Here is a 19,234-nt window from a genome sequence, read left to right as displayed (position 1 = left end):
TCATATTTACTAAATTTGTATTTATTGAATACACCACATGAAACTTACAGTTAATGGCATTGAGGCACTGGATGAGGCTGCTGAAAAAATCTTAAATTATGCAGAGGACGAATCTTTCTTCATTTTTGAGGGCGATATGGGCGCCGGAAAAACTACCCTGGTCAAGGCCCTGGCCAAAGCAATGGGTGTAGAAGAAGTGGTTTCAAGCCCGACCTTTTCCATCGTAAATGAATACCATGCCAATGGCCATATCATCTATCATTTTGATTTCTACAGGATTAAAAACCTGCAGGAAGCTTACGATATTGGTTATGAAGAGTATTTTTATTCTGGTAATACCTGCTTTATTGAATGGCCCGAGAAAATTGACGGGCTTTTACCTGAGCATTACCTCAAAATCCGGATCGAAACCCTGAATGAAAACGACCGTTTATTGTCAATTTCAAAAATTTAAATCCCAAACATAAAAATTTCAGCTAAATTGCTTAATTTCAATCCATAATGAATAAATAAACAATGGCTACAGGATTACGCGAAGGTATGGCCTCCATTGCCCAAAAAGGGTTAATACAACCCAAAGAGGCAATGTCAGAAATCAATAAAAAGAACAACAGTTTATACATCGGCATTCCTAAAGAGATCTCTTTTCAGGAAAACAGGATCGCACTGACCCCACTTTCTGTTGCACTCCTGGTCAACAACGGGCACAAGGTAATTATTGAAACCGGGGCCGGCGTAGGTGCAAATTTTTCTGATAAAGATTATAGTGAACAGGGTGCGATCATTTCTTTTAACAAAAAAGAAGTTTTTGAAGCAGATATCCTGGTAAAGATTGCACCCCCTACTACTGAAGAAATTGCCATGATGCATAAGGGGCAGACCTTAATTTCTGCCCTGCAGATGGGTGCCCTGAAAGAGTCTTACCTCAAGGCCCTGCTCAACAAAAAGATCAATGCCCTTTGCTTTGAGAACCTGCGTGATGAAGGTAATATCTTAAGTGTGGTGCGGTCCATGAGCGAAATTGTTGGTGCCACCTCTATTTTAATAGCCGCAGAATACCTGAGCAACGTAACGGGTGGAAAAGGGCTGATGCTGGGTGGTTTTACCGGTGTGCCGCCTACAGAAATTGTAATCCTGGGCGCAGGTACAGTTGGCGAATATGCTGCCCGTACAGCCATATCGCTGGGCGCAGAGGTAAAAGTATTCGACAGTTCTATTTACAGGTTAAGGCGGTTGCAAAATAACCTGGGCAGCAGGGTTTTTACTTCGGTAATGCAACCTATCGTATTGGGCAAGGCCATTACGACCTGCGATGTGGTGATTGGCGCCATTCGCGCCTCACATGGCCGGAGCCCCTGCATTGTAATGGAAGAAACCGTAGCGCGCATGAAACCAAACTCGGTGGTAATTGATGTAAGTATCGACCAGGGCGGTTGCTTTGAGACCTCAGAAGTAACCAACCATAAGGACCCCGTATTCCGGAAACACGACGTCATTCATTATTGTGTGCCCAATATTGCCTCAAGGGTACCCCGAACGGCCTCTTATGCGCTAACCAATATCTTTACGCCTATTTTGATAGATATAGGCGACATGGGCGGATTGATGAACGTGGTATGGAACAAACCGGGGATCAGGGAAGCACTGTACATTTACCAGGGCCACCTGACCAGTAAGGACCTGGCAAACATGTTTAACCTGCCCTATAAGGACATTGAGCTGCTTGTAGCCGCCAATCAATAACCGCTCCGGATGAAAAAATTATTCCTTTTATTGTTTCTGGCTCCGTTTTGCGCTGTTTTTGCGCAGGAAAATAAGCTCAATCCGTATGGTTTAAAGGTGTGTTCTTATGCCGATTACCTGGATTCCTGCAAAAAAAACAGCGACAATAAGCTACTGGAGATCAAAAAATATGTTCCAGGTATTGTGCTCGACATTAAATACGCCACAGCGAACAATTTTATGAACCGCGTCATGTACAAGCAGGCAAGGGCCTTTGCACGCAGACCGGTGGTTATACAATTGAAAAAAATTCAGGCAGAGCTTAAAAAAGCAGGTTACGGGTTAAAAATATTTGATGCCTACCGCCCGTATCAGGTTACCCTGGCTTTTTACGAAGGGGCTTCGGACAAGAACTTTGTGGCCAACCCTAAAAAGGGTTCAAAACATAACAGGGGTTGCGCCGTAGACCTGACTTTAATTGATTTAAAAACCAGGAAAGCACTGGCCATGCCCACACCTTATGACAGCTTTGCCCCCGAGGCCTCTTCCACTTATGCAGACCTGCCCCCGGAAATCCTGAAAAACAGGGAGTACCTAATCAATATCATGCACAGACACGGTTTCAGGGTAATCCCCAATGAGTGGTGGCATTTTGATTTCATGGGCTGGCAAAATTACGACCTCATGGATATTCCTTTTGAGCAGCTATAGCCTCAAGCAGCTCATTTATACTTTCGGGACTAGCCCAGCTGCTCAGGACAACCCTGTTTAAAGATGGCCCGTTCTGATCTGGGTAAGGGAAGGAAGAGATCAGGATATGATGCTGCAATAATTTCGTGTATAAATTACGGTCCTTACTTAAATAAACCGGATAATCCGGTATAAAATCCCATTCTTCAGGGTTGATTCCGGCAGAGAAGGTTTCCATATGCTGCTTTAGCCTGTTCAGTTCGGCACGATAGAGTGCTTTGGCATGCATAAAAGCATATAGCCCGGCGGCGGCAGGTGGTGAGGCACCCATAAACACATTGCTCTTTTTTAACCCTGCAACAAGCGCCCGGGTGCCTAAGATAATCCCGGCGTCTACGCCTAAAGCCTTGGCCATAGACGCGACCACAACTACCTTGACGTGTTTGGGTGCCGCAATTAAATTTAAAACACCCCGGCCATCATCCAGCACACCAATACCATGAGAATCATCTACGATCAGGATCACTTCATTATCGGGATGGATCTCCTTTAAAAAAGAGAAATCATAGCGCTCGGGAAAAAGATTGTTCAAAGCATTGCTGACCAGCAGCCATTTGTTTTGTTTGCTGGTATTAATATGCGTCAACGCATTTTCTGCCCAGCTGCTAAAGGTTCCGCCAACAGCGGGGGCCTCATTTAACCAAAGGGCGGGGTGTGTTTGCGGGGCATAGAGCACCTTGCCATAAGCTGTATAATGCCTGACCAGCAATTGGGCCGCCAGGTAGCCGCTTGAGGTGATCAGGGCCTCTTCAGCCCCAAAATACTGCGCCGCATAATGTTCTGCTTCATTGTAAATGCCCAGCTGAACATTATTGCCCCTGCTGGTTCCGTTGTTCAGGCCGAATTTTTTAAGCCCTTCCTGATAAAAGGCCATAAAGTCTGGATTTTGGGGAATACCCAGGTAGGCCGTTCCGCTGAAATACAGATACGACTGCCCCTCTACCCTTATGTTTAGCGACAGGGGGCTTTGCAGCTGCGTTAAATCCGGATCAGAATTTTTCATGGATATAAGTCATAACACGCACCATTTCATTTCTCACATCGGCCGTTGGAACAACATAATTGTTGTTCATAAAAGAGAAAATATAAGTTTTTCCCTTTTTGGTAAGCACATAGCCGCTTTGGTTATGCACCCCTGAAAGGGTACCTGTTTTACCAAATACAAAAGGCTGGTCGGTTTTGGGATAGGCATTTCTGAGTGTTCCGCTTTTGCCCCCCGCAGGCATCATGTTAAACAGGCGTACCGGGTTGTTTACCTGTTTATAGATGAGCTCCAGCAATTTTATCATATCCCGGGGGGTAAATAAATTGCGCCTGGAAAGACCAGAGCCATCCTGCCAGCGTGGTTTATCCGGCAGCTCGCTTAAATACGTTTTTTCAATATAAGAAATGGCCTTACTGGTATTTAGCTCTTCCCCCAGTTGGTTTGCGTAAACCAGCAGCAGCTGCTCTGCAATAAAATTATCGCTGGGCAGCATCATTGCCTTGAGCACAGAATCGGTTCTCATATTATAAACGGTCTTTGCATCGGCAGGCATTTTCATTTTAGCCAGCATAACTGTCTTTTTCAACGTATCTGAAAGCAGGCTCAGCGTAAGCGGCAGGCTTACCTTATAAGGAACCTCCTGGCTATAGCCGGCAGGAAGAGGTATTGCCGGGTATTTAAAATGATTGGTATAAAAATCGCGCGTAACGCTGAATGTTTTTTGGGTGTCTCCGGAATCTGCCGAAAGGCAGTCCTTCAGCAGGCGGGGAACCATAGACAGCCTTCCATTTTCGGCCTTCAGGCTAAGCAGGTTGTCCATCAATGGCAGTTCATTGATCTCGGCCTGGTAATACTCGTTATAATCATCCCATTGCCAGCCACTGCCGTAAAAATCGCCGGTATACCTTCCTGGTGCATAAAACAGTTTTTTCGGACTGGCCTTTAAAAATTCTATGGCCTTTGTTCCCTTCAGCTTGCTTTGCAACAAAGATGGGTCCCCTGTACCCCAAAAGATCAGGGAATCGCCCCGCTCTACATAACGCAGCGAAGGAATGGAGTCGGGCAGCATTTTTAAACCTGCATAAAAGGTAAACAGCTTGGTATTGGATGCCGGCGTAAAATACTGGTCGGCATGTCTTTCAAACAACATTCGTGCTGTGGCCATATCGTATAATGCAAAGCCTGCATAATATTTTTTCAGTACCGGCGAGTCTGCAAAAACCTTTTTTACAGAACGGCCAATCTGCTTCTCTGTAGAACAGGCGGAAAATAAAACCGGGCATAATATAGCTGCCAACAAAGCTAACCCGAGGCGCTGCACCTGAAGTTGCTTTCTTTTGTGGATAAATCTGATCATACTGCGACTAATTTATTAATTTAGTTTTATGATGTTGTTAATGAGCAGGATTAATTTCGGTAAACTTATCTTATTCCAGCTTATCCTGGCCTTTCAGATCGGCATCGCAATTCCTGCCCGGGCACAGCAGTTCCATTTCACAGAAAACAAGATCAAGGATGCTATCCGGTTTACGATGGTAAAGAACCTGGTGATCATCCCAGTTTACCTGAACGGCCAGGGGCCCTTTAATTTTATTCTAGACACCGGCGTTGGCCCGCTGATCATCACCGATCCGGCATTGATTGATAGTCTTGGCCTGAAGGTTTCACGTTCCATTAAAATCTCGGGCCTGGGAAAGGGGGAAGAAATTGATGCATTTGTTTCAAACGAAATCTCTGCAAACGTGGGGAAGGCGGCGATTGAGCATATCCCTGCAGCGATCTTAAAAAAGGATATTTTCGGTTTATCCAATTACCTGGGCACAAAGATCTACGGACTGCTGGGGTATTATTTTTTTAAAAGTTTTTTGGTACAGATCAGGTACTCCCAAAAAAGGTTATTGTTTAGCTACCCTGCTGCGGTCCGTAAAATCAAGGGAGAAAGGGTGTCCATTGAAATTGTAGGTTATAAACCTTATGTCAATATTGACATGGAGACCGCTGACCATAAAAATATAACGATAAAAATGCTGGTAGACAACGGGGCAAGTCATGCCATATCTTTGGAAAGGCTCAATGAGCGCCCTTTCCCCGTGCCTTCAACGTCTATTCCCGCCAGTCTTGGTGTAGGCATGAGCGGGCCTATCGACGGTAGCATTGGCCGGATCCCTTCCTTAACCATTGGCGGGGTTGTGCTCAAAAATGTTTTGGCATCTTACCCCCACTACGATGATGTAGCTGCTAAAGTGATACTGAAAGACCGCAATGGTAATTTAGGGGCCGATGTATTGAGCCGTTTTAACATCACTTTTGATTACGAAGATAATTCTGTATACCTGAAAAAGAACAGCCTGTTTAACCGGCCTTTCGAACATGACATGTCGGGCATAGAGGTATACCTTCAGGAGGGCAAGAAAAAACATTATTTCATCAGCAGGATCGAACCCGGGTCACCAGCCGAAAAAGCGGGGATACAGGTAGATGACGAGCTCATTTCCATCAATCTTATGCCTGTTATGAGTTATAAACTGGATGAAATCAGCAACCTGTTCAAAGCTGCCGACGGTAAACAGATGATCCTCACCATTATAAGGAACAATGAGCTGATGATTAAGGTTTTTAAGCTTAAACAAAGAATTTAAAGGATTATTTTACCTTTGTGTATATGCTTAAAAAATCTTTCCTTACCCTTGTTGTGCTTTGTGGCTATGGTTTAGCTTTTGCACAAAATACAGACTCACTTAATCTGGTCCATACCAAATGGGATAAACAGCGCCTGGCCCGGAAAATCAAACTGGTTACCCACCATTTTAATGCTAAAGATCTTTTTCTGGCCAACCAGAACATCAGCTACCTGGAAATTAAAAACAAAGGCAGATCGCCTGTACTGGCCATCGCCGCAGAAGAAAAAGTGTTAAAAATGACCAGTACCTTTGGCACAGAAAACAATGCGCTGGCCGCTGTTAACGGTTCTTTTTTTGATGTTAAGAATGGCGGGTCGGTAGATTTTATAAAAGTGGGGGGCAAAGTGCTGGCCGAAAACCGGCTCGAAAAAAATGATAGCCGCGCAAGGCACCAGCAGGCAGCTGTAGTGATCAGCAATGGTAAACTGGCCTTAAAAAAATGGGACGGTACCGCCGACTGGGAGCAACGCTTAACAGAAGAAAATGTTTTGCTGAGCGGCCCCCTGCTGATGTTAAACGGTACGGACGAGGCGCTCGACTCTACCAGTTTTTCACGGTCACGGCATCCGAGAACTGCCATCGGCATTAAGCCGAACGGAAGAATCCTTTTACTGACGGTTGACGGCAGGAACAGCAACTCGGCAGGAATGAGTTTAACAGAACTGGCCAAAACGATGAAATGGCTGGGCTGTACCAGCTCCATTAACCTGGATGGCGGGGGCTCTACAACCTTATGGGTAAGTGGTTTTCCCGGGGGTGGAGTGGTGAATTACCCAACGGACAATAAACTTTGGGACCATGCCGGACAACGGAAAGTAGCAAATGTGATCCTGGTGAAAAAGACGCGCTGATATGACAAAAACCAGTATCCTGAATGTGCTGGCGGTTGTGGCGCTACTGCTTGGCAGCTGCAACAGCGCAGGGGACAAGCCTGCAAACAGCAAAAAAATTACCGGGAAGCAGCCTTTTGATGCCGTTATTGGCATTAAATATTATGAAGTAAAGCGTCGTTTTAGTACCGGCCTCTCTTTTAATGAACTTGGCTTTCAGCAGGAACCTTCCTGGATCATACAGTTCAAATCCAGGGACACGATAATGGCTTATAGCCCTCAGTATAAAAGGATGCAGTCCTTTTACCTGCATTACGACCATGGTGATGTGTATAATTTTGCCAAAGAGTGGTTCAGGATCAAGAAGGTAAGTAAAGACAGCCTGGTCTTTCAGCGCCTTCATTTAACGGCAAGGGAGATTTCTAGAGACATCCGTTCTGACGTAAACCTGACCTGGTATGCTGAAGATTATATCAACAAGACACTTAAAACGTCGGTAGAAAAGCTGCAACGCCCTACCAGGGCAGATACACTGTACATCCAAAAGCTGGCAGAAAAAACGAACAGGAATCCCGACAACCGTGACAGTGCCTTTGGGGCCCGGCAACCCGTGGAATTGATCCCCCTAAGTAAAATGATTAAAGTAGAAAAGATCAGCAGTGTGGATAAGCTTTTGGGCAAGACTGAGGCTTATGATTATCTTTTCCCGAGATACCGGGTCGACATTTCAAAAGCTTACGCCGATTTTGGCTACGATTTTTCGGCTGTAGTTGATGCAAAAGGCCGCATACATTTAGGCGCTTTTCATACCAATTTTCCGGAGAATTATGAGCCGCGTAAAAAAACGCTGGAGGCCATTATTGATGTTTATTTTCAGCATCTTTTAAAGGTTGTTCCGGGAAAAACACTCGGAATTCCGCATTCAAGTGAAATAAACTTCTCGGTAATAGGCCGGAAAAACAGCAAATAAAGCCTGTTTTATTTTATATTTATCAAAAAATGAAGCATTTGCATATTATAAAAAAATATTATGTACCTTGCACACTTAATTTTTAATAAATAATACAATGCAAGAAGGAACAGTAAAATTTTTTAATGTAACTAAAGGTTTCGGTTTTATTATCCCAGCTAATGGAGATAGCGAAATTTTTGTACATTCAACAGGCCTTATCGACGAAATTCGTGAAAACGACAAAGTTGAATATGACGTTGAAAGCGGCAAAAAAGGGTTGAATGCGATTAATGTTAAAGTAATCTAGATTATTAAAAACATAAATTGTACAGCATCGCGGATAACCCGCGATGCTTTTTTGTTTATAAGCCTTTTCTATTTGTGGTTTTTGATCACCTCGAAAAGCAATTCCGGCTCATTGGTGGTAATGAACTCTACCTTATTGTCGAGCAGCCATTTCATATCCGCTTCCGCATTTACAGTCCATGCGTTAATGGTCAGACCCAGCGCTTTAGCTTTGTTAAACCACTCCCCTTTCTGATAAACGCTGTAATTATAATCAGCACCATAAAAACCATCCTGCTTCATCTTTTCAAGCGAAACATCTCCTTTTAAATAGGCGACATGTGCATCGGGCTGGATCTGTAATACCTGTTTCAGGATGTCGTAGCTAAAACTGATATAGTCTACCCAGGCAGTAGCGTTCAGTTTGTGTACCATAGCCACTACTTTAGCTGTTAAGATCTTGTCAAACTCTGCCCCTGCCTTAGAGGGTTTGATCTCAAGGATCAGCCGGGTTGTTTTTTGCTTCATTCCAGCTTTTAAATAGGCTTCTAAGGTTGGGATGCCCTCTCCATTGGAAAGTTTTTTACCCAGCAGCTCCTTATAGGTAGATTTTTCAATATGCATGCCCTGAAAATCAGGATCGTGGTTCACCACCAGCACACTGTCCAATGTCATATGTACATCAAATTCAGATCCGAAACAACCGATTCTTATGGCCTCTTTTAAAGATGCGATAGAATTTTCAGGAAGATTGTTCTTCTTCCAGGCCCCCCGGTGTGCAATAACCTGATTCTTGTTCCAGCTGTTGATCGTTTTGATTTTCTTTTGTGCAAATGCGCCATTTAATGTCATCACCATAAGGACAATGAGTAAAGATACCTGTTTCATATTGTTATGTTTTTTTACTAAAGTAAAAATTATAAAAACAAATCGAAACATTGTTGTTGTTAATAAAATGTAATCCCTGCATAAAGCCAGGGTTAATGTTCGTATTTTTATTAAAAAACGTGGCTGATTCTTATCTTTAAGCTATATTCACCAGCAATGAGCAGCAATTACGAACTTTTAATTTCTAAAATTAATGAGTTTACGCAAAAGTTTTACCTCAATAAACTTTTGCGGGGCAGCATTTATACGGCTGCGCTCCTGCTGGCTTTATACCTGGTACTGTTTGTCCTGATCTATTATACCCAGCCTGGCACAGCTACTAAAACCGCCTTGTTTTTTGGATACATTGCCCTTGGCCTCCTCGCCATTGTACTGCTGGTGATCAGCCCTGCCCTGTCCTATTTTAAACTTGGTAAAAATTTAAGCATAGAACAGGCTTCGGTGCTTATCGGCGATCATTTTTTTAATGTGAAAGATAAGCTGCTCAATACCCTTCAACTGAAAGCAATGGTCGAAAAATCGCCCGGTAACAGTCAGCTCATCCTTGCCGGGATAGACCAGAAGATTTCAGAACTGAAGCCCATTCCCTTTTCGAGTGCCATTAAACTGGCAGACAACAAAAAATACATCAAATATTTTCTGGCACCAGCTTCCCTTATTCTGCTGATTGCGATCATTGCCCCGGCCATATTGCGGGAAGGTACAAGCAGTTTTGTCCAGTACAATAAGGAAATTTTGCCCAAAGCCCCCTTTAATTTTGTGCTGCTCAACTCCGGGCTCAGGGTGGCGCAGGGCGATGATGTAAAGCTGCAGCTCAAACTTACCGGCGATGAAATTCCACAGGAAGTCTATGTCTCGGACGGAACAAACACTTATAAACTGGAAAAGGAAAGCACTACAAGGTTCAGTTATACATTTAAGAACATTCAAAAAAGCCAGAAAATAAGTTTCATGGCCGGGGGCTTTAATTCGGCAGCCTTTGCCATTGAGGTAAAGCCAAGGCCATCCATCCTTGCCTTGACGGCCCGGTTGCTTTATCCGGCCTATCTGAACAAAAAGCCCGAAAGCATTAAAAATGCGGGCGACCTGCTGCTGCCTGAAGGAACAAATGTAACCTGGACAATGGAAACGCAGCACAGCGACCAGCTTACTTTTACATTGGGCAACAAATCGCAGGTTTTAAAGGCCATCAACAATTCCTTTTCCTATACGGGCACCATCCGCGAAAATTCGACCTACCGTATTGTACCCAGAAACAATTTTGTAGTCAGTAAAGACTCCCTGACCCATCAGTTAAATGTAATCAAGGATGAGTTTCCCGCCATTTCTGTTACCGAAACACCAGATTCCCTGAGCAGTAAGGCGCTTTATTTTTCAGGCAAGATCAATGACGATCACGGTTTTACTTCACTAAAATTTAAATACAGCATTAGGGAAGACGACAAGATAAAAAGTACTGTGAGCAGCCTGGTCCCGTTCAAAAATGGACGACAGGACTTTGCCTTCTTCTATTTCTGGGATTTAAAAACGATAGCCGTAAAACCTGGCCAGCGTATGGAGTATTACTTTGAGGTTGCCGATAATGATGGGGTAAACGGACCAAAGACCACAAAATCAGAAATTAAGGTCTTTACCCCCCCTTCTTCTCAGCAGGTTGCCGAGAAAATAAACGAAAGCAGCCAGGTACTCAAACAGAAAATGGGAAAAGCAATTAAACTGGCCGCACAGGTAGAAAAAGAAAGTAAAAAGCTGGGGGAAACCCTGCTGGACAAGAAACAGCTTACTTATGAAGATAAAAAGCAGGTTGAACTGCTGCTGGACAAGCAAAAGCAATTGGAAGAGGCCGTAAAAGAAATCAACAGCCTGAACAAAAAGAACACTTTTGAAAAAGAAGAAAATAACATTCTTAAACAGGAACTTGCCGAGAAACAAAAGCAGATCGACGACCTGTTTAACCATGTTCTGGATGAAAAAACGAAGACCCTGCTGGAAAAGCTGCAGCGCCTGATGGACCAGAACAACAAGGACCAGACCCAGAATGAATTGTCTAAAATGCAGCTGGACAATAAATCGCTTAAAAATGAGCTGGACCGAATCCTTGAACTTTACAAACAGCTGGAATTTGAACAAACCCTTCAACAGACGACAGACCGGCTGAAAGAACTGGCCAAAGCACAAAAAGAACAGGCCGACAAGAGCCTGGCCAAAGATGCAGGGCTAAACGAACTGAAAAACAAGCAGCAGCAATTGTCGGAATCTTTTAACGACCTGAAAAAAGAAATGAAAAAGCTGGACGAAAAAAACCAGCAGCTTGAACGGCCCAACCCTTTTCAAAACCCTGAAAAAGAAACCAAGGACATTGAACAACAGCAAAAAGGGGCTGAAGCGCAGCTGGATAAAAACGACCGGAAAAAAGCTGCTGAACAACAGCAAAAGGCTGCCGACCAAATGGAGCAGCTGGCCCTTAAAATGAGTGAAATGCAGCAGGAATCGGCCGAAATGGAAAATAACCTGAATGCAAAAGAACTGCGCCAACTTTTGGAAAACCTGTTAAAGACCTCATTTGACCAGGAAAAAGTAATGTTGAATTTAAGACGCTTAAATAGCAATGATCCCCAATATACCAGCAATGTTCAGCAACAACGCCTGATCAGAGACAACATGAAGACCATTGGCGACAGCCTGTTTTCGTTGAGCAAACGCGTACCACAGATTGAGACTGCGGTAAATGAGGAGCTGCAAAAGATCAATTTTAATATGGACAAGGGGCTGGAAAACCTGGGTGAGCGGAACACAGCCGCTGCAAATAAAAACCAGCAGTATGCGATGACCTCTATCAATAACCTTTCCTTAATGTTAAATGAAGCGCTGGACCAGTTACAGAAGAGCAAAGCAGGCAAGGGGGCTGGAAAAGGAAAGAAACAAAGCCTTGGGCAGTTACAGAAAATGCAGCAGCAACTGAATGACAATATGCAAAAGGCCCGTGAGCAGATGCAAAAAGGAGGCAATAAAGGCAATGTCCCAAAAGGCGCGATGAGTGAGGAATTTGCGAAAATGGCCCAGCAGCAGCAAATGATCAGGGAAGCTCTACAGAAAATAAACAGTGAAGAAAACAAGGATGGAAAAGGAAAGCTCGGTAACCTCAACAAAACCATTGAAGACATGAAGGCTACAGAAACGGAACTGGTGAACAAACGACTGGAACAGGAAACCCTGAACCGCCAAAAGGAAGTGTTGACCAAGCTGCTGGAAGCGGAGAATGCCGACCGGGAACAGGACGAAGATGCCAAAAGAGAAAGCAAAGCAGGTAAAGACCTGCCTCCTTCGTACAGACAAATGCTGGAAAAGTTTAAAACCCTGCAAAAAAGCGAGACCGAATGGCTGCAAAAAATGCCCCCCAGCTTAAACCACTATTACAAAAATAAAATTGCAGAATATTTTAAATTGTTAAATTCGGGGCAATAATTCTGATCAGATGAGTAAAGCCAGCATCCATTTTTTTACTGAAGACACCAGTTATCGCCTCAAAAATAAAACACAGATCAAAGACTGGATCCGATCGGCCATTGCCGAAGAAGGTTATGTATTAAGGGAACTAAATTTCATTCTTTGCTCTGACGAATATTTATTGCGTATAAACCAGGATTACCTTCAACATGACACCTATACCGATGTAATTACTTTTGACAACGCTGAGGAGCTTAAAACAATTGTGGGCGATATATTTATCAGCATAGAGCGGGTCCAGGAGAACGCCCGGGTGCTAAAGCTGCCGGTAGCCGAGGAATTGTGCCGGGTGATGATCCATGGCACATTGCATTTACTGGGTTATAAAGACAAGGGGAAAGCAGCGAAAGCAACCATGACAACACGGGAAGATCATCATTTGGCCAAACTTTCCTGAACTGCTTATCAATCTGCAATTTACCTGCTGTTGTCAAATTCCGCCTGCGGTAAAGCGATGCAAAAGAATTAATGTTTACTTTTGTGGTAATTTCTTATCTATAATATCTTAAACACAGAATTGAGCACACTTATTGCAGCCGAAAACTTAGGCCATGCTTATCACGACGAATGGCTATTCAAAAATTTAACCCTGGGTATCCAGACCGGGCAACGCATAGCGTTGGTAGGAATTAACGGTGCCGGAAAAAGCACCTTACTGAAACTCCTTGCGGAAAGGTTCTCTCCTCTTGAAGGAAAAATTGTAAAGAACAAATCTGTAAAAATTGGCTTTCTGGATCAGGAGCCCAGTTTTCCGGAGAATTATTCTATCAGCGATTTCATCTTTTCCCTCGAAAACAAACAGCAGCAGCTGATCAAAGAATATGAGGAACTGATAGAAGATCCGAACCCTGATGAAAAGACTTTAAACCGTTTATATGAGGAGCTGAGCGAGCACAATGCTTGGGAATACGAGCATGAGATCAAAACCATCCTGAGCAGAATGGGCATTAACCATCTGCAGCAAAAGATCGCTACCTTATCAGGCGGACAAAAGAAACGCCTGGCATTGGCTAAACTTTTGATTGAAGACCCGGAGATCTATGTACTGGACGAACCCACCAACCACCTGGACATTGATACCATAGAGTGGCTGGAGAAATTACTGACTTCAGGCAACAAGACCATTCTGCTGGTTACCCATGACAGGTATTTTTTAGACAATGTATGCAATACTATTGTAGAGCTTGACCGGGGGAAGATCTACAACTATAACGGAAATTATGCCAATTTCCTGGAAAAGAAATCGGAAAGGGAGGCTGCGAATGAAAGCACATTTCAAAAAAACAAAAACCTGCTGAAGAAAGAGCTGGAATGGATGAGAAGGATGCCGGCAGCACGTACCACCAAATCGCAATCCAGGATAGGTGCTTTCTATGACTTAGAGGAAAAAACGAAACAAAGAACTGATAATCAAAAGGTTACATTAAATGTAAAAATGTCCAGACAAGGTAATAAAATACTTGAACTGGATCATATCGGGCAGTCCTTTGATGGCAAAAACATCATTAACGACTTCAGTTATACTTTTAAACGCGCGGATAGAATTGGACTGGCTGGTAAAAACGGGACCGGAAAATCAACTTTACTGAACATCATTACCGGATACTTGCAGCCTGAAAAAGGAAAGGTTAGTACCGGCGATACAACCGTGTATGGTTATTACAAACAGGGCGGACTCGCATTTAATGAAAAAGAGCGCGTAATTGATATTGTGAAATCAGATGCAGAATATATTAAAATGGCCGATGGGCAAACCATCTCTGCTTCGCAACTGTTAACCCTCTTTCTCTTCCCTCCTAAAAAACAACATGGGATGGTAGAGAAGCTGAGCGGTGGTGAAAAGAAAAGGTTGCACCTGATGAAGGTGTTGATGCAAAACCCGAATTTCCTGATCTTGGATGAGCCGACCAATGATCTGGATATTGATACATTAAATGTACTGGAAGAATTTTTGGAAAACTTTCCGGGCGTATTGATCCTGGTTTCTCACGACCGGTATTTACTGGACAAAATGAGCGAACAATTGTTCATCATGGAAGGCAATGGAGCGGTAGCCATTTACAATGGAAATTATTCGGAATACAGAATAAGTTTAGATATACCTAAAGAAAAACCAGAACAAAAACAGAAACAAACTACAGCCAGCCCCGCTCCTGCAGCTGCAGTAAAAAAATTAAGTTATAAAGAACAACGGGAACTGGAAGAACTGGAGAACAGAATAGCAGCAGTGGAAACTGAGCTCGGTACACTGAATGCTTCCCTGTTGAAAACAGATACATCAAACTATTTAGAGCTGCAGGAACTGACTAAAACTATAGAGACGTTAAACGCGGAGCTGGAAGAAAAAACAGAACGGTGGTTAATACTTTCTGAAGCATAGATCAAATTAATTATTTAAATTAAAACAAATGTTCCACGTGAAACGAGACCAACAAGAGTTCAATACTAAGCGACTGTTTCACGTGGAACATCTATAAAATAAAAACAAAATGTTTAAAGAATATGATGTAATTGTGGTGGGCGGAGGCCATGCCGGTTGCGAGGCGGCAGCGGCAGCGGCCAATCTTGGATCATCTGTTTTATTGATTACGATGAACATGGAAACCATTGCGCAGATGAGCTGTAATCCGGCCATGGGCGGCGTTGCCAAAGGTCAGATTGTACGTGAAATTGACGCTATGGGGGGTTACTCTGGTATCATCAGCGACAAAACAACACTCCAATTCCGTATGCTCAACCTTTCTAAAGGACCTGCTATGTGGAGTCCAAGAACGCAAAACGACAGAAAAAGATTCGCAGAAGAATGGAGGCTTGCGCTGGAACGCACGCCGAACGTAGATTTCTGGCAAGATATGGTAGGTAGTTTACTGATCAAAGACAATACGGTTATTGGGGTTAAAACGGCAATAGGTGTTGAAATAAAAGGTAAAGCCGTAGTGCTTACCAATGGCACATTTTTAAATGGGCTGATCCATATCGGAGAGAAAAAGTTTGGCGGCGGTAGAACAGGAGAAAAAGCTGCAACCGGATTGACTGAGCAACTTACAGCATTTGGGTTTGAGGCCGGGAGAATGAAAACCGGTACCCCACCCCGTGTAGATGGACGGTCGTTAAATTATAGTTTGATGGAAGAACAATGGGGAGATGAAAATCCTGGTCGTTTCTCCTTTACAAATGTAGAACTTCCAAAAGAACAGCGCTGCTGCTGGATCACTTATACCAATGCAAATGTACACGAAACCTTAAAAGAGGGATTCGAAAAATCGCCCATGTTTACCGGTCGGATCAAAGGTCTTGGGCCAAGGTATTGCCCTTCTATAGAAGATAAGATCAACCGCTTTGCTGAACGGGAAAGACACCAGATCTTTGTAGAGCCCGAGGGCTGGAACACCTGCGAGATTTACGTAAATGGGTTCTCTACTTCATTACCTGAAGATGTACAATACAGGGCGCTTACCCAGATACCTGGTTTTGAAAATGCCAAAATGTTCCGCCCGGGGTACGCCATAGAATACGATTATTTTCCACCTACGCAGCTGTCTTTAACACTGGAGACCAAATTGATCAGCAATTTGTTCTTTGCAGGCCAGATAAATGGCACAACTGGTTATGAAGAGGCTGCTAGTCAGGGTTTTATAGCCGGAATCAATGCCCATCAGAAGGTAAGTGGCCAGCAGGAACTCATCATGAAGCGTTCAGAGTCGTACATTGGTGTATTGATCGATGACCTGGTCACTAAAGGGACGGAAGAACCTTACAGGATGTTTACTTCAAGAGCAGAACATCGCTTATTGCTGCGCCAGGATAATGCCGATATCCGCCTCTCTCCTATTGCGCATAAACTGGGTCTGATCAGCGATGAGCGGTTGGATATCGTAAACCAGAAAATAAAAAATTCAGATACCATTGTAGCTTTTGCCAAAAAACAGGGAATTGAAATGAATAGCGCAAACTCCATGCTGGAAGAATTGGGAACTACTCCATTAAACCAGAATGTAAAGTTATTCAGCTTACTGAGCCGGCCACAGGTTGGCATCAATGATGTAAGAAAAGTAAGTGAGCCGCTGGAAGGATTACTGAAACAATTTGATAAAGAAACCATAGAACAGGCAGAAATCAAAATCAAGTATGAAAGCTATTTTGAAAAAGAACAGGAAATTGTGAATAAAATGCAGAAAATGGAAGATAAAGATATCAATCCCAATTTCGATTATTCACAATTGGTATCTTTATCAAAAGAAGCCAGAGAGAAATTGCTTAAGATCAAACCGAGAACATTGGGACAAGCCTCCCGGATTTCAGGTGTTTCACCTTCTGATATCTCTGTTTTAATGGTACACATCAGTAAATAACATTCAACTCATTGATTTTTAAATAATTAGAGGTAAACAAGCAACATTTTAAACAAGGCTATTTAAATGCGATCTAAGCGACTTTTAATTTTCTTTAATGATATGGGTTAAAAAAGTATATAAATTAAATATAGCGCATATAAATGGCTAAAAAACGAATTGTAATAAACTCGCTGAATTTTTCCCTGCTTATTTTCATAAGTATGCTCTTTTATGCCTGTGCAAGTATGCAGCAACCACAAGGAGGGCCGAGAGATACGGAGCCCCCAAAGATTTTAAAAATGAGCCCTAAAAATTTGACCGTCAATTTTACTGCCCCTAAAATTGTCATTGAATTTGATGAATATTTTAAAATTCAAAATGAGTTTAAGGAATTTTCCGTTTCACCTGAAATGGAAAAAGCTCCACAGCTAAAAGTCAAAGGTAAAAAACTGGAAGTAAGTATTCAGGACAGCCTGGAAAAGAACACCACCTACACCTTAAATTTCGGCAAGGCCATAGGCGATGTAAATGAAGGCAATACCGTTAAAAACTTTACCTATGTTTTTTCTACTGGCCCCCAGCTTGATTCTTTAAGTATTAAAGGAAAAGTTACCAATTCGGTAACCGGACTGCCTGAACTGGATGCGCTTGTATTTATACTTCCTTTAAAAAGAGATACCCTATTTGGTAAAGGTAAACCATCCATATTTACACTGACAGACAGTAGTGGCAATTATGCATTAAATAACCTGAGAAAAGATACTTATAAGATCTATGCCCTAAAAGAAAAAGGGGGAGATAAGATCTATCAGCAGGCTTCCGACGAGATCGGCTTTTTAAAGGACTCAATTTTTTTAGATAAGGTTCTGGATAACATCAATTTAAGTATTTTTAAAGAAGATGCGGTGACTTTCAGGATATTGGACAGAAAGTTAAATGCAGACGGAAGCATTTCTTTTGCTTTTAACCAGAAACTAAAAAAACCGGAAGTGGTGGTTACAGACCCCCCTGCACTAAATGAGGGTAAACTGATCAAATTTAGCCGGAACAATGATTCATTAAAAGTCTGGCTAAAGGACCTGAGCTTTGATTCTACCAAAATAACCATTAAAGACCAGGGGAAGGAACTGCAGACGGTAAACATTACCCGGGGTAAAAAAGAAACCTATACCCGCAACCTAACGGCCACCGACAATCTTGAGGGACGCCTTTTAAACCCAAACAAGCCATTAAAACTGAGTTTTAATTTTCCCCTGGAAAGCACAGATATCACCAAAATAAGTTTACTGGAAGATTCCGTTGAACGTACAGGATTTACATTGTTAAAAGACAGTGCAGACTTTCTCTCCTACTATTTCAGGTATCCCTGGAAACCCAAAAAGACTTACGAACTAAAATTTGAAGCAGGGGCTGCAACTGCTATATTCAACACCAAGAACAAAGAATTTATCAAAACGTTTGAGCTGGCAAATAAAGACGATTATGGAACATTAATTGTAAAAATAGTTCCGCCCGAGCCCGATAAAAGTTACATTCTTGAAGTTATAAATGAAAGCAAAAATGTAGCCAATACCCTGGTGGTAACCAGAGATACGACAGTCAGGTTTGCCAATTACAAAGCAGGCAAATACTGGTTGCGCATTACTTACGACACCAATAAAAACGGAGTATGGGATACCGGAAATGTAAAACTTGGCCGGCAGCCCGAAAGGATCTGGAATGAACCCAAAGAGCTCTCTATAAGGGCCCTCTGGGAAAGGAACGAAACTGTAACTATTCCTAAAGAATAACTATTTGAACCATTCCGCATATAAGTTATAATTGTCTGGTAATCTTTTCAATAAGTCTCTTTGCTCCTCTGTAATGGGCTTTATTTTCTTTGCGGGCGTGCCTGCATAAATATAACCGCTTTCGCAGCGGGTATTTTCAAGCACCACCGAACCGGCAGCAATAATGCAATACTCCTCTACCAATGCATTATCCATGACAATAGCGCCCATGCCCACCAATATATTATCCTTCAGGATGCAACCATGAACAATCGCATTGTGACCTATAGATACCCTGCTACCTATAATGGTAGAAGCTTTGAGGTAAGTAGCATGGATTACTGCACCATCTTGTATGTTGGTCTCATTTCCTATGGTAATGCTGTTTACATCCCCTCTGATCACGGCATTGAACCAAACTGAACAATTGCTGCCCATCAGCACATCACCAACAATAGTTGCATTTGGTGCGATAAAACAATCACTTCCCCATTTGGGTTCTTTATCTTTAACTGGCAATATAACTGGCAT

General features: G+C 42.8%; 16 protein-coding genes. 12 read left to right on the top strand and 4 right to left on the bottom strand.

Annotated elements, in window-relative coordinates; genetic code table 11:
• The first annotated feature begins 37 nt into the window (after nucleotides 1–37).
• The 3 genes from tsaE to HDC92_RS03985 all read left to right on the top strand — a co-directional run bounded on the left by tsaE (nucleotide 38) and on the right by HDC92_RS03985 (nucleotide 2,433).
• Nucleotides 38–454 carry a tRNA (adenosine(37)-N6)-threonylcarbamoyltransferase complex ATPase subunit type 1 TsaE gene (tsaE, locus tag HDC92_RS03995; RefSeq protein ID WP_183872500.1) on the top strand — a complete coding sequence of 139 codons (417 nt, stop codon included), beginning with the start codon at nucleotides 38–40 and terminating at the stop codon, nucleotides 452–454.
• Between the two features lie 62 nt (nucleotides 455–516).
• On the top strand, nucleotides 517–1,743 hold the full coding sequence (locus HDC92_RS03990) for an alanine dehydrogenase (RefSeq protein WP_015810082.1): 1,227 nt from the start codon (nucleotides 517–519) through the stop codon (nucleotides 1,741–1,743).
• 9 nt (nucleotides 1,744–1,752) lie between these two features.
• The gene (locus HDC92_RS03985; RefSeq protein ID WP_183872498.1) at nucleotides 1,753–2,433 is read left to right on the top strand and encodes a M15 family metallopeptidase; all 681 of its coding nucleotides are present in this window, start codon (nucleotides 1,753–1,755) and stop codon (nucleotides 2,431–2,433) included.
• Here HDC92_RS03985 and HDC92_RS03980 read toward each other — a convergent pair.
• Together HDC92_RS03980 and HDC92_RS03975 are read right to left on the bottom strand one after the other, a co-directional pair.
• On the bottom strand, nucleotides 2,405–3,475 hold the full coding sequence (locus tag HDC92_RS03980; RefSeq protein WP_183872496.1) for an aminotransferase class I/II-fold pyridoxal phosphate-dependent enzyme: 1,071 nt from the start codon (nucleotides 3,473–3,475) through the stop codon (nucleotides 2,405–2,407). The genes HDC92_RS03985 and HDC92_RS03980 overlap by 29 nt on opposite strands.
• Nucleotides 3,462–4,814: a D-alanyl-D-alanine carboxypeptidase/D-alanyl-D-alanine-endopeptidase gene (locus tag HDC92_RS03975; RefSeq protein ID WP_183872494.1), complete on the bottom strand. Its 1,353-nt coding sequence runs from the start codon at nucleotides 4,812–4,814 to the stop codon at nucleotides 3,462–3,464. The genes HDC92_RS03980 and HDC92_RS03975 overlap by 14 nt, the downstream gene beginning before the upstream one ends.
• Before the next feature lie 40 nt (nucleotides 4,815–4,854).
• On the opposite strand from HDC92_RS03975, the gene HDC92_RS03970 reads away from it, so the two are divergent.
• The 4 genes from HDC92_RS03970 (at nucleotide 4,855) to HDC92_RS03955 (ending at nucleotide 8,227) form a co-directional block, all read left to right on the top strand.
• On the top strand, nucleotides 4,855–6,096 hold the full coding sequence (locus tag HDC92_RS03970) for an aspartyl protease family protein (RefSeq protein WP_255484446.1): 1,242 nt from the start codon (nucleotides 4,855–4,857) through the stop codon (nucleotides 6,094–6,096).
• Between the two features lie 23 nt (nucleotides 6,097–6,119).
• Complete coding sequence (locus tag HDC92_RS03965; protein WP_183872490.1) at nucleotides 6,120–6,989, top strand: phosphodiester glycosidase family protein; 870 nt, start codon at nucleotides 6,120–6,122, stop codon at nucleotides 6,987–6,989.
• A 1-nt stretch (nucleotide 6,990) separates the two neighbouring features.
• A complete protein-coding gene (locus tag HDC92_RS03960) occupies nucleotides 6,991–7,938 on the top strand; it encodes a hypothetical protein (RefSeq protein WP_183872488.1) in 948 nt (315 codons plus the stop codon).
• A 97-nt stretch (nucleotides 7,939–8,035) separates the two neighbouring features.
• Entirely contained in the window at nucleotides 8,036–8,227 is a 192-nt protein-coding gene (locus HDC92_RS03955; RefSeq protein ID WP_008241764.1) for a cold-shock protein, read from the top strand.
• Between the two features lie 68 nt (nucleotides 8,228–8,295).
• Here HDC92_RS03955 and HDC92_RS03950 read toward each other — a convergent pair whose 3' ends face one another.
• Nucleotides 8,296–9,093, bottom strand: coding sequence for a glycerophosphodiester phosphodiesterase (locus tag HDC92_RS03950; protein WP_183872486.1), 798 nt, complete (start codon nucleotides 9,091–9,093; stop codon nucleotides 8,296–8,298).
• Between the two features lie 156 nt (nucleotides 9,094–9,249).
• Between HDC92_RS03950 and HDC92_RS03945 the strand changes: the two genes are divergently transcribed.
• From HDC92_RS03945 to HDC92_RS03925, 5 genes are all read left to right on the top strand, one after another.
• Nucleotides 9,250–12,558: a DUF4175 family protein gene (locus HDC92_RS03945; protein ID WP_183872484.1), complete on the top strand. Its 3,309-nt coding sequence runs from the start codon at nucleotides 9,250–9,252 to the stop codon at nucleotides 12,556–12,558.
• A 10-nt stretch (nucleotides 12,559–12,568) separates the two neighbouring features.
• A complete protein-coding gene (gene ybeY / locus HDC92_RS03940; RefSeq protein ID WP_183872482.1) occupies nucleotides 12,569–12,997 on the top strand; it encodes an rRNA maturation RNase YbeY in 429 nt (142 codons plus the stop codon).
• A 120-nt stretch (nucleotides 12,998–13,117) separates the two neighbouring features.
• On the top strand, nucleotides 13,118–14,980 hold the full coding sequence (locus HDC92_RS03935; protein WP_183872480.1) for an ABC-F family ATP-binding cassette domain-containing protein: 1,863 nt from the start codon (nucleotides 13,118–13,120) through the stop codon (nucleotides 14,978–14,980).
• A 109-nt stretch (nucleotides 14,981–15,089) separates the two neighbouring features.
• Complete coding sequence (gene mnmG, locus HDC92_RS03930; RefSeq protein WP_183872478.1) at nucleotides 15,090–16,952, top strand: tRNA uridine-5-carboxymethylaminomethyl(34) synthesis enzyme MnmG; 1,863 nt, start codon at nucleotides 15,090–15,092, stop codon at nucleotides 16,950–16,952.
• Nucleotides 16,953–17,095: 143 nt separating this feature from the next.
• The gene (locus tag HDC92_RS03925) at nucleotides 17,096–18,724 is read left to right on the top strand and encodes an Ig-like domain-containing protein (protein ID WP_183872476.1); all 1,629 of its coding nucleotides are present in this window, start codon (nucleotides 17,096–17,098) and stop codon (nucleotides 18,722–18,724) included.
• Here the strand turns inward: HDC92_RS03925 and HDC92_RS03920 are convergent, their stop codons facing one another.
• Nucleotides 18,725–19,234: a gamma carbonic anhydrase family protein gene (locus HDC92_RS03920; protein ID WP_012780191.1), complete on the bottom strand. Its 510-nt coding sequence runs from the start codon at nucleotides 19,232–19,234 to the stop codon at nucleotides 18,725–18,727.

The sequence above is a fragment of the Pedobacter sp. AK017 genome (assembly GCF_014200825.1).
GTDB classification, from domain to species: Bacteria; Bacteroidota; Bacteroidia; order Sphingobacteriales; family Sphingobacteriaceae; genus Pedobacter; species Pedobacter heparinus.
This window is presented reverse-complemented; position numbering and strand designations above follow the sequence as displayed.

What these genes read in the sequence shown, in the direction of transcription:
- tsaE (WP_183872500.1), top strand. Translation starts at nt 38, where the DNA reads ATGAAACTTACAGTTAATGGCATTGAGGCACTGGATGAGGCTGCTGAA.
- HDC92_RS03990 (WP_015810082.1), top strand. Translation starts at nt 517, where the DNA reads ATGGCTACAGGATTACGCGAAGGTATGGCCTCCATTGCCCAAAAAGGG.
- HDC92_RS03985 (WP_183872498.1), top strand. Translation starts at nt 1,753, where the DNA reads ATGAAAAAATTATTCCTTTTATTGTTTCTGGCTCCGTTTTGCGCTGTT.
- HDC92_RS03980 (WP_183872496.1), bottom strand. Translation starts at nt 3,475, where the DNA reads ATGAAAAATTCTGATCCGGATTTAACGCAGCTGCAAAGCCCCCTGTCG.
- HDC92_RS03975 (WP_183872494.1), bottom strand. Translation starts at nt 4,814, where the DNA reads ATGATCAGATTTATCCACAAAAGAAAGCAACTTCAGGTGCAGCGCCTC.
- HDC92_RS03970 (WP_255484446.1), top strand. Translation starts at nt 4,855, where the DNA reads ATGAGCAGGATTAATTTCGGTAAACTTATCTTATTCCAGCTTATCCTG.
- HDC92_RS03965 (WP_183872490.1), top strand. Translation starts at nt 6,120, where the DNA reads ATGCTTAAAAAATCTTTCCTTACCCTTGTTGTGCTTTGTGGCTATGGT.
- HDC92_RS03960 (WP_183872488.1), top strand. Translation starts at nt 6,991, where the DNA reads ATGACAAAAACCAGTATCCTGAATGTGCTGGCGGTTGTGGCGCTACTG.
- HDC92_RS03955 (WP_008241764.1), top strand. Translation starts at nt 8,036, where the DNA reads ATGCAAGAAGGAACAGTAAAATTTTTTAATGTAACTAAAGGTTTCGGT.
- HDC92_RS03950 (WP_183872486.1), bottom strand. Translation starts at nt 9,093, where the DNA reads ATGAAACAGGTATCTTTACTCATTGTCCTTATGGTGATGACATTAAAT.
- HDC92_RS03945 (WP_183872484.1), top strand. Translation starts at nt 9,250, where the DNA reads ATGAGCAGCAATTACGAACTTTTAATTTCTAAAATTAATGAGTTTACG.
- ybeY (WP_183872482.1), top strand. Translation starts at nt 12,569, where the DNA reads ATGAGTAAAGCCAGCATCCATTTTTTTACTGAAGACACCAGTTATCGC.
- mnmG (WP_183872478.1), top strand. Translation starts at nt 15,090, where the DNA reads ATGTTTAAAGAATATGATGTAATTGTGGTGGGCGGAGGCCATGCCGGT.
- HDC92_RS03925 (WP_183872476.1), top strand. Translation starts at nt 17,096, where the DNA reads ATGGCTAAAAAACGAATTGTAATAAACTCGCTGAATTTTTCCCTGCTT.
- HDC92_RS03920 (WP_012780191.1), bottom strand. Translation starts at nt 19,234, where the DNA reads ATGCCAGTTATATTGCCAGTTAAAGATAAAGAACCCAAATGGGGAAGT.